Source organism: Staphylococcus parequorum, from assembly GCF_039237145.1.
GTDB lineage: Bacteria > Bacillota > Bacilli > Staphylococcales > Staphylococcaceae > Staphylococcus > Staphylococcus equorum_A.
In genome coordinates this window covers 374,086-391,340 of the sequence record NZ_CP150682.1, presented here as the reverse complement: position 1 = coordinate 391,340, position 17,255 = coordinate 374,086, and the positions used below count along the sequence as shown (strand labels likewise).

Below are 17,255 nucleotides of genomic sequence, written 5' to 3'. Positions count from 1 at the left end.
ATCTATTCTTCCTCCCAATCATCAATAAATTCATCTTCATCTATCATCCTAGTTGAAGTGTCTATATTAGCTTTAATATATGTTGTCAAATTTTTATTAGTTTGATTTTGAACACTAGGAATCATAATATTTATCCCAATTATATCTTCTTTAAAGTTAAGTGGTTCCCTTGATTTGCTTCTAGATTGATTAGGTTTAGAGTCCTTATCAACTTTGTAAATAATTAATTGTGGGACTTTATTAAGCCCATAATTATTACGAATTTTTTGTACCTCTGCTACTTTAGCATTATTCAACTTAATATTTTCTTCTATATCTGCCAAAAGATCTGAAGGAGTTCTTAAAACACCAATACTTGTAATTTCACCGTTACTTTTACCTCTCAACTTAGAACGATTAACACTAGAAGGTGAGTAACCATGAATATTCCATTCTTTATTTTGTTCTAGGGTATTATTTATATCACCTACACTAGATAAAATAACATTCCAATTTTCAAATTCTCCACCCTTTTTTTCTAACCATTCTATTAGTGCAGGAAGTGTCGACATTTTTGTATCTACCTCTGAAACTTTATATTCCTCTAAAAATGCATTAACTTTCTGTGTTTCTATATTATTCCAAACCATCTTACTACCTTTAATTCTTGGAGATTCTAAATTATTAAGGAAGTTCTCAGTAGCATTTATATTACCCCTCAATATATTAATATCATTTTCAAAATATACTGTCTGGCTATTAAAGCCAGCAAAATCGAACTCTGAAGGTTCTGCTGCCTGACTTTTATTTTTAGCAGTAATTCTTATTAATTTATAATTTGGTGAGTTTTTAATTCTAGGTGCATAATCTAACGGAGTATTACCATTTTCTGCATAATCTCTAATTTCATCTCTCAATTCCTCATTCATTTGACTCAAAAAGGTAAATCTTTCTTGTGCTAAACCATCCATCCAAACTCGTGGAAATAATTCATATCCTTTACGATATCCAAACCATCTTCCCATTTGCATCAAAGTGTCTGCTTGGTTTGTTGATCTTAAGAAATAAGTAGTAGTTAATCCTTCTAAAGTTAACCCACGCGATAATGTATTCCCACCAACAACAATAAAAGCAGGCGCTTCTTCAGGCATATTATTTTTTTCTGGATAGATTAATCGCACGTGTTGGTCTTTAGAATTTGCTCTACTATTATCAATAGCCATATGTATTCCTTTATGATAAATTGGGCTATCATTTTCATCTAGATTAACGTGCGAAACAAAATCATCTGAATTTAAATTAAAAATTTTATTTAGTTCTATTGATATATCTGACCAATCTGGATAATTTGGTACTTTATTGAGACTTGAATAACCATTCATATTTTCTTTGAAATGTTCAAAAGTAAGTGTGTATTTTTCTCTTTCATACAAGTCTTTCATGTTGCCTAATATATCTTCAGAGTTATCCTTCATATGAATTAAGTACTGCTTGATCTTATCAGCGATTATATTATGGTGGTCTATTTTAAAACTAGTATGCACTAACATACTAATAGGTTTTCTATATCGTAACTTTCTCATACAAGCTACAGTGATTAAAAACCATTGAATGGACTCAGTAAAACTTATCGGAAGTGGTTGATTAAATTCACCCTTTTGGATCTCACGTACTATTTCTGCATCCCTTTCATTTATTTGCAGTACTATATCCAAACCTGGACTTTTCTCTGGCTCTTCCATGCCAAATAACTGTCTTGGACCTATATAATCTTCTGATGGTTCTAATAAAGATATAAAATCTCTAGGATATAGTGAATCTTCTGAAGTTTCATTTAATACGTTAGCATATGGTGTTGCCGTATATGAAATGTAATTCATCCCAGAAAAATTATTATTATTCACTAAATTTCGAATCAATTCATTAATTGCAGTATATTCTCCGTCATTTGTATCTTTAGTATTTATACTCGCTTGATCTGCTTCATCATCAATAATTAAAATTTTCAATTGTCGCGATTTATTCATATCTAGTAGCAACCATTTAGATAATTCTTTTAAACGACTTTTATTTTTTAAAGATACTGTAAAGTACCTATCTCTACTTTTAGGTGATAAGTTGAAATTGCTAATTTTATGTTCTGGCATAGTTGATCTAACTTTAGGATTATCAATGTGCCTCCAGTTCCACTTACCACTTCCATATGCATTCATGTCATCAAACAATCTATTAGCAGTTTGTTTACGTAAGTTTTCAATAACACCAGAAAGCACAATAAAGTAGTTAAAACCATTATCAGCTGCCATTGCCATCAATCCCGCCATATTGGCTGTTTTCCCCGATTGAACATTACCAACAACAAGTCCTTTAATCGGCCTATCTTCTTTAGTATCAGTAGATAAACTTTGCAATATATTTATAGAGGATCTTTCAATTTCATCAATAGATTTGCTAGAAAAACCTTTATCATTTAAATTTCTTTTATAAAGTTGCCATGCAGAATACTTATCTGACGCTATTTTTGCATTGTTTTTTATTTTTCTTCCGAGCTTATTTAACTCTACTTTTCTATCTAAGTTTTTCAAATAAATAACAAGTAGTTCCCACTCTTCAATGGTAATTGGCTCTTGTCCACTAGCTAACGCAAGTGTTTCCAAAAAATTCGTTTTACTTTTAGTATCATCATTTAAAAATTCTAAATTTAGTATCTCATCCCATGTTAAACCGCTATTTTTATGTTTATCAATTGCCACTTTATGTAACTCATATTTATCATTTGCAAAGCTCATATTTATTAACCCCTTTTTATCTTTATTGAAGTGATTGTCATAAAATGTATATACAATACTATTGTAAGTTATTATATCCCTAATTCACATCTTTTAGTGATCTTTTTTAATATATCTTTATTTATATTGGCATTCATTTATAGCCTTATTAAATTAGAACAATACAAAAATGATAATTATTTAATATTCATTTTAAAGTTATCATTTTATAATGAATAGCTCCAACTTAACAATTCATTATATTGCTTCAAATAATAATTTTTACATAAAATATTATTATCTTATTAATTATTTTAGACTCATCAAAAAGAGCTGGAATTTTAAAATTCCAGCTCTTTTTGATATATTATTTATATTCTTCAACCAATTCTTTATAAAACTTACTCAACGCTTTGTTTTCGGTTTCTTTAAATTGTTGATCTGGGCGTAGGTTGGGATCTTTACCAGTATGGTCTTTCGGTGCAAATCCTGATGCTAAAGTCACATCTTCCTTACCTTCAAATTGGTATTCATAGACCTTGCCCTCTTCTGTGAAAATGTATTTTGTCACTGGTTTACTTAAGTCTGCAACTTCCTTATAACCTTCTACATTAGAAAGATCTTCCGCTTCTTTATCAAAGCCTACCTCGCCATCTTTAGGTGTGTATATAACGGCACCAGTAACAGCATGCAAATCGAATGCTTCAGGCCCAGGTTTGCCTGTATTATTGATTTGAATTTCTCCCTTTTCCGTACCTGCATACCAATCACCATCAGAAATACTACTTGTACTAAAATAACGATTGGAGACTGCCTTACCGTCTTCTTTTTTATCTTCAGCTAACCAATCTATCATTTCTTCTTTTATTTTCTTCTGCTCTTCATCAGAAATTTGAGTTTTATGTGATGTTTCTTCTTTACTGGACTCTTGCGCTACTGCTTCTTTTCCAGAATGATTATTTGTCTCAGTTTCTTCATTACTACAACCCATAAGTAACGCTGTACAAATGGATATCATTGATAATGCTTTAATATATTGTTTCATAAAACAAAGTCTCCTTTTTCAAAGGAAAACCGATATACCTAAGCTATAAAATAAATTACAGCTTAGGTATCAGTTTTAATTATATTTAATCTTTTTGAATACCAAATTCATCTACTAGTTCTACGCTACGTTGCTCACCTTTACTGATGTCACCGCGTAGTTGATAAATTTTAACTTTCAATTGATCGCCTTCAACTTCATATACTGAGAAGTTTTGAGCTGATGAATCTCTGTTATTTTCGTGTTTATCTTTAAATGCGTCTGTTTCTTGTGGCTGCGCACCTAGTTTGAATAAACTATTGTAATGATCTAAATCTTTCTGAGTTAACCAGCTTAATTCTGGTCTAACCTTTTTAATGTGCTCTAATGAACGGTCATAAATACTGTCATATTCTTTCGTACCACCAGTGTTAGGTAATACATAGACTGAACCTTCTGGGTCGTCATAATATTTCACGCCATCTTCGCCAACGAATTGTTCCGTATCTTCTTTCTTCGCATTCACAAAACTATTTTTCGTTGATGTGTGTTCTAGAGGATGTGTACGTGATAACACGTGGTCGTGACCTTGTAATACTAAGTCAACGTCAAGGTCATCAATTTCTTTTGTTAATTCATCTCTTACTTTCTTCACATCTTCATCTGAAAGTGCATGATATGATTTAGAATACATTGGTTTGTGTAAGTTTAAAACAACCCATTTTGCCCCATTGTCTCGCGCCTGTTTAATATCTTTCTTAATCCATTCCATCTGTTCATCACCAATGGCTTTTTCATCTGGATTGTCTTTTGATTTCTTATTGTCGTTTGTATTCGCTACTACCATGTGTGCCCCATTATAATCAAATGAATAGTACGAACCGCCATTAACAGCGTCATTTTCTTTTGGTACGTTCATGTGCTCATTGAATTTATTCAATAATTTTTCGTCTTCTTCGTTTAATGCATACTCATCATGGTTACCTGGTGCTGAGGCAACTGGTAAAGACATAAATGATGGTCTAGATTGTTTATATAAATCTTTCCATTCATCTTCAACTTCAGCAGTTTCTACAAAGTCCCCTGTATGTAGTGCGAAGTTAGGATCGCCTGCTGTTTGAATTGCATTTTTCAATGTATCAGCACCAAATGCTGCTTCATTTCTTACATTCTCATTCCAAAAAGCATTTTGCGTATCTGTGTATTGTACAAAGCTAAATGGATCGCCTTTATCACCGGAAGTCTTGAACTTACCTATTTCACTTTTCTTCCCACTTTCACTACCCACTTTGTAGTAATATTGTGTATTCGGTTTTAAATCTTTAGCTTGTGCTTTGTATGTATATTCTTTTTCTTTGATTAAATCTGTTTTACCATGCTTGTCGCCGCTCGTCCATTCAGGGCCACCTGCATTTTCATCGGTATAAAAACCATTTACTTTAGGTTTGCCATTTTTTTCAATAGGTTCGCCTTCATCATCTTTGGCTACATCTTTATAGATGATATTGCCCTCTTTATCCCTCTCAAGATACTTAGAGTCTACTTTTTTAGGTTTAGCATCAAATGATTTTGCGTCTGAAAAATCTTTAGATTCTGAAACCCATACTTTAGAATCTTTAAATTTGTCTGTGGTATACCAACTAAAACCCATTTCCGATTTAGTGTCACCTTTAAAATTTGTAATTACACGGTTAGGATTGTTGTTCTCTGGAACCTCAGCTACTTTAGGTTTTTTATCCAGTAATTCAATATCACCGTTTTTTTCGCCTTCTGTTGCACTACCTGAACCACTTGCATCAGCTGTTGGTGCTGAAACTGTAGTAAATACTATAGCTAGACTCATTACAGTACTTACAGCAATAGAACGATACTTATATGCCATCACACGTACCCCCCAATAGGAATTTTTAATGTTTCATTCACTATTCTAGCAATGTAGTATTAATTTAAAGTTAATGCTATATGGATTTTGTAAATTTCAAATTACTATTTAATTTTATTTAGGTATATTTAAAAAAACCAATTTATTCACTTTTATTTCCACTACCATAAACCAAACTTAATATTAATTTACCTTAGCTTAACAATTCCTTTGAATTAGCTTTGTTACAATATAATTAAATTTGAAATTTAAAGGGGAATGGTTTTGAAGAAATTAACTTGGTCATTTATCACGTCTATGGCATTAGCAACTACTGTCATAGCACCTACTACACTTCACGCAACAACAACAGAGAAAGATGCGCAAGATACAAAAGATAGTTCGACAAAAAGTATAGAAATTCACGATATCCAAGGCGAAGGTCATCAATCACCTTACGATGGTAAAAAAGTGAACAACATAAAAGGGATTGTCACATATCAATATGAATTAAATGGTGGCAAGTACTTACATATTGAAACACCTGACGATAAACAGGATAATAACCCGAATACATCTGAGGGTCTTATCATTTATACGGGTAATCAAAATTATGACGCTCAAAAAGGTGACTTAGTTAACGTTACAGGCACTGTTGATGAATATTATATTGATGGTTATGATGATAAACAGGAAACAGACTTACCAGTAACTCAAATTAATGCACGTGACGATAAAGGTGGCAACGTGGCTATTGAAGAAAGTAACCAACAATTGCCTGAGCCCTATGTGATTGAAAAAGTACCAAGTAAAATTTCTGCAAATGATAACTTTCAGACCTTTGATCGTGAGCAATACGCAATTGACTACTGGGAATCGCTAGAAGGCATGCGTGTTGAAGTTGGCGACGTCAGAAGTGTTGGCCCACAAGAACACGGTGACCTTTTCACTGTTTTAGACGACCAACCAGCTGAAACGGACAATGGCGGTGTACGTTTAAAAGAAAATGATCAGCATGGTGAACGTATTCCTTTTAAAATGTATGATAATCATAAAGCACGTGATTTTGATGTAGCAACAGGCGATAAATTTAAAGGTCCAATTATTGGTCATGTGAATTATGGATTCCAAAACTACAAATTAAATGTAGATTTAGATGACATGAAACAAGCACATGTCGAGGGTGACACTGAGCCACAACCAACTTCCATTGAACCGAGTAATCAAAAGCTCAATGTTGCATCTTATAATTTAGAAAATTTCTCTAACAATTCATCATCTACAACAGAGGATAAAGCGGATAAAATTGCGAATGGTATCACAGAACATATGAAGAACCCTGATATTATCGGCGTGACTGAAGTACAAGATAATGACGGTCCAAAAGAAGGCGGACCAGAAGCTAATAAATCTTACGAACGTTTAATTAAAGATATTGAAGAAGCTGGTGGACCAAAGTATAAATATTTAAATATCGATCCTTCAATGAATGAAGACGGCGGACAGCCTGATGCGAATATCCGTGTTGGTTTCTTATATAATCCTAAACGTGTTCAATTTGATAAATCTATTGAATCTGGAGATGCAGACACAGCAGTATCATATAAAGATGGCGACTTAACATTAAATCCAGGTCGCATCGACCCGAATAATCCGGCCTTTGATGATTCTAGAAAACCATTGGCTGCTCAATTTAAATTTCATGGAGAACAAGTCATTGTATTAGCGAATCATTGGAACTCTAAAAATGGTGATACACCACTATTCGGTAGTCAACAACCTCCAGTATTAGAAAGTGAAAATCAGCGTGTTGAAATTGCCAAATCAGTTGGACACTTTGTAGAACAAGTCCAAAAAGACAACCCTAATGCCAATATCGTATCCGTTGGCGATTATAATGATTTCCAATGGTCAAAACCGTTAAAAACATTTGAAAGCTTTAATATGAGCAATATGATTTATGATTTACCTGAAAGCGAACGTTATTCATACAACTATCAAGGTAATTCACAAGCACTCGATCATATATTCGTTTCAAATAATTTGAAAAACCATACAGAATTAGATCCAATTCATGTAAACAGTGATTTCACTGATATGTCAGGCCGTGCGAGTGATCATGATCCACTATTAGCTCAAATTGATTTAAAACAGGCCCGTAAAGATGAAAAAACTAAATAGGTACAAAAAATCGACAAAATCATAAGACTTTGTCGACAGAATGGGGAGTGGGACAGAAATCTAATTTTTCTAATAAAATTTCGTCGTCCCACCCCGGCACAGCTGACTAGAACTAAAAAAAGCTTGATATAAGCGCATTTTCAATTCAGTCAGCCACTGCCAATATAAAAATGATCCTGAGACATGTTCTATGTCCCAGGCTGTTTTTCTATTTATAATTAAGACGTCATTGCTCAACTAAATAGACTTTTTCAGAGTAACAACGTACGCTATCCATTTTTTTCTCTAAGAATTTATTCCATTTTACATCTCTATTTAGCTCATTTTGTTCTTTTAAAATTGCTAACGGCACTTGTAAGTTAAGACAGCGACCAGAAATATTAAAACGTGTGACACCGGTTGGGACAGTTTCTCCTCTATTAACGATTGTTTCGATTTCTTGAAAACCAAGCGACTGATATTTCATCAAAATATGTTGGTTAGATACACAAGTATTATCACTCTGTGCCATACGTTCCACATCATAGGTTTGACTATAACTGGTAACAACCTTTGCCCACGCTTCTAATTTCTGTTCTCCTAAATCTTCTACATATAAATATTGTTCGTCATAGCCTTTGCACATTGTAATAAATGGCATGGTATTTTTAATTTCTGTCGTCCATGGCAAACTATCATCTTGTCGTAAATTTTCCCACCACTGACCAACAGGCACTTTATGATTCCATGTACTAATGGAATATTGTGTCTCATTAATATCTTGAACTGGTACAACGCGGCATCCAAGTGCCTTGAGACTCGTGAAACGATGCACACCGTCAATGACCATATATCTACCTGATTGTGTTTGTGTAACTAATACTGGATGTCTCATAATTTGTTCCGCTTCAATACTTTGCTTTGTCTTTTCTAAACGCTTCGGCTCAAATGTTTCATGTAAGTCTATATGTTCCACTGGTACAAGTTTTAATGCATTATACATTTGTTCCATTTTAGTCCTCCTTATTGATCAGATAAATAGATAAATGTCGGATGTGGATGACTTAAAAAATCATGGTGAGAAATAGACCAACCATAAGCGCCAGCGTAATTAAATATTACGACATCCCCAGTTCTTACAGATTTTACTGGTGTTTCTTTTGAGAAAACATCTTTCGGCGTGCAGAGTTGACCGACGAATGTCACCTTTTCATTAGCGACTTCCATGCGTTCAAAGCGATAGGGATTATGATCAATATGACATATTTCAAAAGGATGATTGTGTTGCCATGACACTGGTAGTCTAAATTGTTGCGTGCCCCCTTTTAAAATAGCGTAATACGCATGATGCACTTGCTTGATATCAATGACTTCAGTCGCATAGTAACCGATATGCGCAACTAAGTAACGGCCACACTCAAAGTTCAACGTAACATCATTCATCGCTTCTTCATTAATCACGTCTTGAAAGCCTTCAACAAATTGTTGCCATTCGAATTGTTGATTTAAATCTGCGTAATTGACTCCAATACCTCCACCGATGTTGATATGTTTCAGTGGAAATTGAAAGGCCTCTGCCCACACTTTGGCTTTATGAAAATAGAGTCGCATAACATCTAGATGTAACGCTGCATCTAAGTTATTTGAAATAGAATGAAAATGAAATCCTTCTAAGTTGATATGCGGTAGTTCAAGTGCAAGTTTGATTGCTTGTTCGACTTCATTTTCTGATATACCAAATTGGGTTGGTCGTCCCGCCATGTGTAGCGTCGCGTTTGGAAAGGGTCCTGATAAATTCACACGTAATAAGACATCCATCTGTTCATTTTTGGTATCAAGGATAGCATTTAACCTTTTTAACTCGTATATACTTTCTACGTGAACGCGTTGAATGCCTTTATCTATGGCAAATGCTAATTCTTCATCTGTTTTGCCTGGACCACCAAAAATAATGCGGTTCGCTTTTTTATGTGCTAAACCTTTTTGTATTTCACCTTGAGATGCTACTTCAAATCCAGCAACAGATTCACTCATCATCGCTAAAATGTCTTCTTCACTATTGGCTTTCATCGCATAATACATCTCACAGTTCTCTGGTAAGGACGAAACGATTTTGTGCACATGTTGACGTAATGCGTTTAAATCATATATATAATGACAAACAGGAGTGCCACTTTGCTTGATTTCTTTAATTTTGTCGAATATTTGTGTCACGTTTTGCCCCTCCTTTAAATGAGGTTAATTCTGATTTTAAATTACGGTAGATTTTGCCACGATCGTCTCCGAGTACAAACGTATTAACACCACGTTGTGCCCATATATCTTGTTGTTCTTTATTTCTTGGTAATGCACAAAAGTGTTTATTGTAATCACTTGTCACGTCATGCATGTAACGTAATGCTGATTGTATGACTTCACTGCTTGTTTCCCATGGCATGCCAAACGACTGAGATAAATCGGCAGCACCTTCAATAATCATGTCTAAGCCGTCAACTTGTACAATGTCTTCTATCGCACTGATGCCCTCTTGATCTTCAATCATCGCCATGACAATAATTTTATTGTTCGCATCTGCCATATAATTTGTTAATGGAATTTCACCAAACTTGGCCATGCGTCCACCATTTAAACTGCGCATACCTTGAGGATAATAACGACTTAATTCCACAATATGTTCTACGGTCGCTTTATCTTTAACATGAGGGATAATAATACCTCTTGCGCCCATGTCCAACACTTTGATAATATCTCGCTCAATGACTTGAGTGACCCTGACAATTGGTGTGATTTGCGCTGATTCAGCTGCACGAATTAAATGTTCTAACGTTTCATCATTAATGGCAGCATGTTCAGTATCTATAATTACAAAATCATAACCACTTGCTGCAATGATTTCAATAACAAGTGGGTTCGGAATCGAATTGAAAATGCCATAGACTTCAGTGTCTTGTGCCAATTTATCTTTGAGGGATAACGTCATCATGATGAATCACTCCTAACGGGTTACTTACGTGATGGATTCTTATTTCTGTATCCTCTAATAATCTTCTTGTTGTTAATTTTTCTACTTGTATCGTTTTTTCAAATAGATCAAAATGCTCATAATTAGGCAGGTCAGGATGGGTTTGACGATACTGCTCGATTTCATCGTATACATACATCCATTGTTGACGTTCACTCAAATTGTAGTGACGTTCAAAGAACATAATGATTTCAGAAATATTAATAAAGAAAAATGCATCTAGAGCAAAGTCTCTAACGAGTTCCACATCTTCTGTTTCGATAAATGAATTACGATTAATTTTCTTATGTTCTTCTGGTGTATCTTTTAATTGAGGGTTTTGTGCTTCTATACTTAGTAATCCACGTTTAAAACGCACACCATCATGAAAATCTTTAATTGCTACACGCGTTGGCCAACCGTCTTCATGAATGAGCATCATATTTTGCGCATGTGATTCAAGTGCAATCCCATGGTAATAAAGCATATGGATAATCGGTTGCACTGCGACTTTGATAAATTGTTTAACCCAAGCTGCTACGCCATATTGTGCAATCCATTGTTGAATAATTGGATTCTGTTGTTGGTCTAAACTATAAATCGCATTAAATGGTATCGCATCTTCTGTTTCAGTTAAGTAACTGTGTAAGTTCTCTCGCCATATGACAGATACTGAACCATAAATGGCTTCACGCTTTGATTCAGCTAAATTATCATTAATATAAGACATTCCTAATATTTCACCTAAGAAGACCGTTTTTAATTCTTTATTTAGATAGCTGTCTTGTTCATGAATATGCTTTAACCAATCTGTAATCTGCGCTGCATTTTCAATCGTATGTGGCGCTAATACACGTTTAGTGGATGTATTCGTAATACTTAAGGGCACTTTAATATAATATTTAGACGTGTCCACAGGTGATAATGTACGAATCGATTGTTGTGGTGTATAGTATTCTTCCGATTCACCTAATAATATAATTTCACCATTAATCCATTGTTCAGCAAGTTCATTCGCAATAATGTGATCAAATTGCCAAGGATGTACAGGCAACCATTCATAGTCCGCTAATGATTTATCTAATGCTATAAGCACTTCTTTAAACTGCTGCACAACTTCATTACCTAATTGTTGTTGAAATAATTCTTGCGATTCAATATTTTGAGAGACAGTCTGTTCAATATATTGTTTTGGAATTGCGAGCCATTTCAATGTAAATGTCGGCTGAAAATCAGGACCATATTCCAAATTATCTACAAGGGTAAAGCCGAGACGTGATTTATAACTTGGGTGATACGGATGACCTTCCATCGCATAAGATTCAATTGCATCGAACGTTAATTTAACACTACCCGCAGTCATCTCTTTATATCGCATGGCTTGTGTATCTTTCAGTTCCGTTTGTAGTAATTCATTGATAAACGCCTCTACTTTTTCACTATTTTTATCAAATGTATAGATGACTTCTCGTAACATTGTGGCGTAATCAATCGTTACTGCTGTATCGCCTTCACCTGTGATTCGCCATACAGGTGATGTAAGTTCTAACCTTTGAAAGCTATCTAATTCTCTTACTTCAGCACGATACGTTGCGTCTTCCGCTTCAATTGTTACTGTCGTAGTAGCACCTTGTTGTGTCACCTCATATTGCACGACATCTTCATATATAATAGAAGTTACAAGTTGATTCATAATGCGGTGTTTTACTTGTTGTTCAATATTGTGCATCATGTTGTCGTACCTCCTCTTCCATAAACATTGGGTTTGGTATATTGGTATAAATTGGGTTATCGCCACACGCTTTTATTTTGCTCAAAAAGTTTGCTTTTGCTGAAAATGTTGGACTTTCGTATAGGTCATCCACATAGACTTTCATTTGTGTTGATATACTTGCGTCTTGAGACCAATCCAATAATTTATTGCGAACCGTTTGCCATAATGTCGTTTCACTACCAACGCGTTTGCCCATTGTAGCCACCAAATGCCCCAAATGATTTACAATAATGTAGTATTTAAAACGATGCCACGCTGCTTCATTACTGTAGACAACTGGACTTTCGCTTTGTATTATATTTGGAATAATTTGCGCACGCTTTGCGATATCTTCTGCGATGCATACGCCTTCCAAATCTCTGACATAACACACTTGCGGATGGCCATCTTTAAATTCAATCAAAGTATTTTGTACATGACCTTCTAGACTAATGCCAGTTTCAGATAATAATTCAAGCATTGGATATAAGGTGATGTCTAAGTATGCACTTAACCATTCCTCATCCGACAAGCCGCTTTGAGTAATCATCTCTCCTAACATAGAATCCGGCTCATGTGGCATGGTTTCAAATAGACTTGCTAACACGTGAATTTGTTTCTCCGAGTGATAATCTTCAATACCTTCACGCACAATCATTGCGGTGTTTGCTAATAAATCGAAAGCGCCTGCTTCAGGCGAATCTTTCAATGCACGATAACCTTCTTCGAACATCAGCTTAAAATGCTTTGTTTCATAATCTGGTTTTATCGATGCGATGACACTTGCGGCATCAATTGTACGTTCTACTTGTTCATGATCATTCGTTCTTACGAAGTTTGTGATTTTGACATATATCGGTAATTTCAGGTAAACGTTAAGCTCTTTTGAAAATACCGTGCGAACAGAAGACGTCGGATAGACGTAATGTCCGCTGATACCGATATCTTTAATAAAGCCGTCATCCATCCATTGTTTAAACTTAGCGTTGTCTTTTAATACAGCTATTTGATATGGGTGCACAGGTAATAATGTATAACCGGCTTCTATGTCATCAGTATCTAACTGTGCCAACTGTAATGCCAATTCATTTACTGCGGCGGCTCTGCCTTCCACATATCGTTCAAGCATGATAGAACGCTCAACTTGTATATAATACAGTTGAAATTGTGTCTGGCACTCTGGTGCATAATTCAATAAATCTCCTTCGCTAAATCCGACTGAACTCTTGGGAGTTGGATGAAACGGGTGACCCAAATAAAGGGATTGTTCCGAAATAATATACTCATCTTCAGTTTGTTGTTGTTGCGCACGTGTTAAATAGAGTGCGGTGCGTTTTACACTATTGTTAATATCTAGGTAAATATTGTGTAGTATTGCTCTTAATTCGCTTGTCTCTTCATCTTCAGTTTGTTGCGCGAGCATCTCAAACAAGTGTTCAATCACTTCCATTGGTGCTAACTGTGAAGATGTGCCATTGTCTTGTGCACACATCACTGGGTGGTATGAGTGATGACCCATTTCTGACCAATAATTAAATTTACCTATTAACGTTTTAGATGGCCAGAGCGTGATGAACCACATGTTCTGCTCTGGTTGCGCATTGTACAAATTTTGTTCTCTAAAATATACATTCAATATACGTTCTACAGCTGCATGTTCAGCTATTTCCATATTCTGATTACTTTGCACGTTTATTATTCAACTCCCATACATTCATTGTTAATTTATAATCTTTCACAGCGTTTAATTGCGATGATAATAAGACAACACAACTGCTTATAAATATGCCGCCCATCACGATAAATGTAATCGTAGGGTTATAGCTACTTGTAATCACAGCGCCTAGCATACTGCCAGCAACTTGTCCTATAACTAACATGCTGTTAGTGGAACCAACGAAGGTGCCTTTTAAATCTTGGTGACATGCTTTAACAACGACATACATCACACTTTGAATTAATGCACTATACGTGAATCCTTGTATCACTCTAAAGATGATTAGCATCCACAGTGTGCTCGACAGACCTTGAAATATGACACTTAAGCCACAAATGAGTGCAGTGATTAAATAGACATATTTGACATAGTTTTTATCATTTAAGCTTCCCCATAATGGGGCACTTAAAATAGAGGCAGTCCAAAATGCAGATTGAACAAGACCTACCGCTGCTTTATCATCTAAAAATGTCTGGTTGGCGCCAGTTGTTAAAGGGGCGAGCGCAGTCATCATGCCATACATCGCAAGATTAGCAAGCATACCAACGATAATGAAGCGACATGTCACTTGAGAACACAGTAAACATTTAAATGATTGTCTTACACTACAACGCATAGGTTCTGCTTCGCTACGGTTATACTGATGTGTGGTTTCTATAAGTAACTTAATGCCTACTGCACAGACAATAAATGTCAAAATAGCAATCACTAACAGCAACGATTGAAATCCAACAATACTTGCTGCAACGCCTCCGATAAGTGGTCCCACGAGAGAACCCGCACTAATAGAACTTTGCAATTTCCCAAGTACTTTACCACGCATTTTTTCCGGTGCTTCACTCGTCGCAAATGCATTAGAAGCATCTACAACACCGCCAAATAATCCTTGTAACAATCTGACTAACACAAACTGCAGTGGCGTCGTACAGAGTGACATCAATAATAAACAAACTGCTAAACCTAATAATGCACGGAGTACCATCCATTTCCGGCTGATTCTATCGCCAAGTTTGCCCCACAACGGTGATGAAATCATCGTTGTGATAGCGGGCGCTGCAATCGCAACTCCACTCCACATTTGAATTTCTGTAACAGATAAATTCTTGAGCGATGCAATATAGATTGGCAACAAAGGAACGAGTACAGTCAGTCCAGCTATCGAAATAAACTGGCTCAACCATAAGATGCGAAAGTTCCTATACCAAATCGCTTCACTGTTCATGACGCATCATGGGGTTTGGTATCGTCCCAATACTGGATGGCATACTACCGCCACCTGATTCTTGTTGATGTAAAAGTGGTAAAAGTACGCGTTTAAAAGGCCATGTTTGTTTCTCGAATAAAATATGTTGCACTTGTGCTTTATCCGCTTCCGAACAATCCATCTGTTGCACATGCTTTGAAAGTGATGCTTTTATTTTATTCATTAACACGATTTCATCCAATCCAAAAACGTGATGCATCATATCTACAATTGCATACAAATTCACTGATACTGCTAATGTTTGAAAATATGTAAAAAACGTTTCTATATCTTCATTAATTAACGTATTCGGAGAATTTTTGCTTATCGCATATTGTGGCATATCAATGTTATTTTCATGCATCCACTGTGGATAAATACGTACTGTATCGTGATCTCTCAATATGAATTGATCCACGTGCCCTTCTTTAAATAAAATCAAAATATTTTGTCCATGCACTTCTGGTAAGACACCATTTTTCATAAATTTGAGCATAATATGAAGAAATTGGTCTATCATCTCATCAAATAATGATTCTAATTGCTGACTCTTCATTTGAGCCTGCGCTATGCCTAGAATATCTTCATATAATGTGGCATCATGGGCCGCTAATGCAGCCATCGATACGAGTTGTGACGATGACGCTGTCACTTGCTTAGGATAACTTCTAATCTGTGTTGTCAGATGGCCTATTTGATCTTGGAATATATCTTTGTCTGCATTAATAAACGATAGCCACTGTTTTTCATTACACAGCGCTACCTTATTTTCTAAAGTGCTGTCTTGAGCTATAATTTCACTTAATAATTGTTCTGCCTTTTCACCATTTAATAAGTAGCGTGTCGGTGTTAATCTCAGTGCACCTAACGACTGCATTGAAAACGGTACTTTAATATGTTGAAACGGGCGATGAATATCAATGAGCGAACGCATAGATGATGATGGCAAAAACGCGCCAAACTCATAATCTAGTGGCACAATGATGTGCGCTGCGATTTCTGCTTGAAACATTTCGGGAATCACATGTGTCATTTGCCAAGGATGTACAGGAAATACCATATACGACTCTGAAGATAAGCTTGCCGCCTCAAGCGTGTGTGCTAATGTGCCCTCGTCTTCAATTGCTAAGGCTTCATTGAATAAACTTTCGTTTAAATACTCACTCTTAAGAATGTAATCACGATGTATCGCAACCGTTTTTAAAGAGAACGTTTTAAAATATTCTGGTTGATATTGTTGATAATCTGCTGTAACTAAACCACGTTTTTCTTTAGCTAAAGGATGAAATGGACGATCCTTTAAGCTCGCAATCTGTTCTGATTTGATAAAAGGATGTTCTGATAAGGTTAATCCTTCTAATTGGGCTGTTAACTGATCCATCGCAACTTCAAGCCCTTCTCGAAAACGTGCTGTATTCAATTCACGGCTCGACGGTGCATTCATTTCAACTAGTGTGTCCCATAACGCTAAAGCATTTATTTCATGTTGTTCGTCATTGTCTTTTACAAAGACGGTCGTTCCTTTTAATCTATAAATATTTAAACCACTATGATAAACAGGTATATAGAGCGCCTTATCTTCATTGCCATATTTCAATAGCGTATCTGAAGCGATTTGCAATGCTTCACTTTTTGTCAAAAGACCAAAGACATCTTCAAATAATAGACCATCCACTAGATTTCTTAAAACAGTAGTGTGCGCATGATTTTGTTGATGATTCGCTGTGACTTCTATCACTGAACGACACT

General features: G+C 35.5%; 11 protein-coding genes. 1 reads left to right on the top strand and 10 read right to left on the bottom strand.

What is annotated here, in order from left to right; all coding sequences use genetic code 11:
- Positions 1 to 2: 2 nt before the first annotated feature.
- From AAA453_RS01790 to AAA453_RS01780, 3 genes are all read right to left on the bottom strand, one after another.
- Entirely contained in the window at positions 3 to 2,768 is a 2,766-nt protein-coding gene (locus AAA453_RS01790) for a Z1 domain-containing protein (protein WP_427705829.1), read from the bottom strand.
- A 346-nt stretch (positions 2,769 to 3,114) separates the two neighbouring features.
- Positions 3,115 to 3,792, bottom strand: coding sequence for a hypothetical protein (locus AAA453_RS01785; protein WP_427705827.1), 678 nt, complete (start codon positions 3,790 to 3,792; stop codon positions 3,115 to 3,117).
- 85 nt (positions 3,793 to 3,877) lie between these two features.
- Positions 3,878 to 5,653, bottom strand: a complete 1,776-nt coding sequence (locus tag AAA453_RS01780; RefSeq protein WP_427705825.1) for a metallophosphoesterase — start codon at positions 5,651 to 5,653, stop codon at positions 3,878 to 3,880.
- Between the two features lie 258 nt (positions 5,654 to 5,911).
- On the opposite strand from AAA453_RS01780, the gene AAA453_RS01775 reads away from it, so the two are divergent.
- Entirely contained in the window at positions 5,912 to 7,813 is a 1,902-nt protein-coding gene (locus AAA453_RS01775; RefSeq protein ID WP_427705823.1) for an endonuclease/exonuclease/phosphatase family protein, read from the top strand.
- A gap of 226 nt (positions 7,814 to 8,039) precedes the next feature.
- Here AAA453_RS01775 and sbnI read toward each other — a convergent pair whose 3' ends face one another.
- From sbnI to sbnC, 7 genes are read right to left on the bottom strand one after another with little or no spacing between them, the layout of a single operon-like run.
- Positions 8,040 to 8,804, bottom strand: a complete 765-nt coding sequence (gene sbnI, locus AAA453_RS01770; RefSeq protein WP_427705821.1) for a bifunctional transcriptional regulator/O-phospho-L-serine synthase SbnI — start codon at positions 8,802 to 8,804, stop codon at positions 8,040 to 8,042.
- An 11-nt stretch (positions 8,805 to 8,815) separates the two neighbouring features.
- The gene (locus AAA453_RS01765) at positions 8,816 to 10,006 is read right to left on the bottom strand and encodes a type III PLP-dependent enzyme (RefSeq protein ID WP_427705819.1); all 1,191 of its coding nucleotides are present in this window, start codon (positions 10,004 to 10,006) and stop codon (positions 8,816 to 8,818) included.
- A complete protein-coding gene (locus AAA453_RS01760; RefSeq protein ID WP_427705817.1) occupies positions 9,981 to 10,775 on the bottom strand; it encodes an HpcH/HpaI aldolase family protein in 795 nt (264 codons plus the stop codon). The genes AAA453_RS01765 and AAA453_RS01760 overlap by 26 nt, the downstream gene beginning before the upstream one ends.
- Positions 10,750 to 12,522: a staphyloferrin B biosynthesis protein SbnF gene (sbnF, locus tag AAA453_RS01755; RefSeq protein WP_427707034.1), complete on the bottom strand. Its 1,773-nt coding sequence runs from the start codon at positions 12,520 to 12,522 to the stop codon at positions 10,750 to 10,752. Before sbnF ends, AAA453_RS01760 begins: the two co-directional genes overlap by 26 nt.
- Entirely contained in the window at positions 12,509 to 14,236 is a 1,728-nt protein-coding gene (locus AAA453_RS01750) for an IucA/IucC family protein (RefSeq protein ID WP_427705815.1), read from the bottom strand. Before AAA453_RS01750 ends, sbnF begins: the two co-directional genes overlap by 14 nt.
- Positions 14,226 to 15,485, bottom strand: a complete 1,260-nt coding sequence (locus AAA453_RS01745) for an MFS transporter (RefSeq protein WP_427705813.1) — start codon at positions 15,483 to 15,485, stop codon at positions 14,226 to 14,228. Before AAA453_RS01745 ends, AAA453_RS01750 begins: the two co-directional genes overlap by 11 nt.
- Positions 15,475 to 17,244, bottom strand: a complete 1,770-nt coding sequence (gene sbnC / locus AAA453_RS01740) for a staphyloferrin B biosynthesis protein SbnC (protein WP_427705811.1) — start codon at positions 17,242 to 17,244, stop codon at positions 15,475 to 15,477. Before sbnC ends, AAA453_RS01745 begins: the two co-directional genes overlap by 11 nt.
- Positions 17,245 to 17,255 lie beyond the last annotated feature (11 nt).

Excerpts from the sequence above, each read along its gene's own strand:
- AAA453_RS01790 (WP_427705829.1), bottom strand. The coding sequence starts at position 2,768 with ATGAGCTTTGCAAATGATAAATATGAGTTACATAAAGTGGCAATTGAT.
- AAA453_RS01785 (WP_427705827.1), bottom strand. The coding sequence starts at position 3,792 with ATGAAACAATATATTAAAGCATTATCAATGATATCCATTTGTACAGCG.
- AAA453_RS01780 (WP_427705825.1), bottom strand. The coding sequence starts at position 5,653 with ATGGCATATAAGTATCGTTCTATTGCTGTAAGTACTGTAATGAGTCTA.
- AAA453_RS01775 (WP_427705823.1), top strand. The coding sequence starts at position 5,912 with ATGGTTTTGAAGAAATTAACTTGGTCATTTATCACGTCTATGGCATTA.
- sbnI (WP_427705821.1), bottom strand. The coding sequence starts at position 8,804 with ATGGAACAAATGTATAATGCATTAAAACTTGTACCAGTGGAACATATA.
- AAA453_RS01760 (WP_427705817.1), bottom strand. The coding sequence starts at position 10,775 with ATGATGACGTTATCCCTCAAAGATAAATTGGCACAAGACACTGAAGTC.
- sbnF (WP_427707034.1), bottom strand. The coding sequence starts at position 12,522 with ATGCACAATATTGAACAACAAGTAAAACACCGCATTATGAATCAACTT.
- AAA453_RS01745 (WP_427705813.1), bottom strand. The coding sequence starts at position 15,485 with ATGAACAGTGAAGCGATTTGGTATAGGAACTTTCGCATCTTATGGTTG.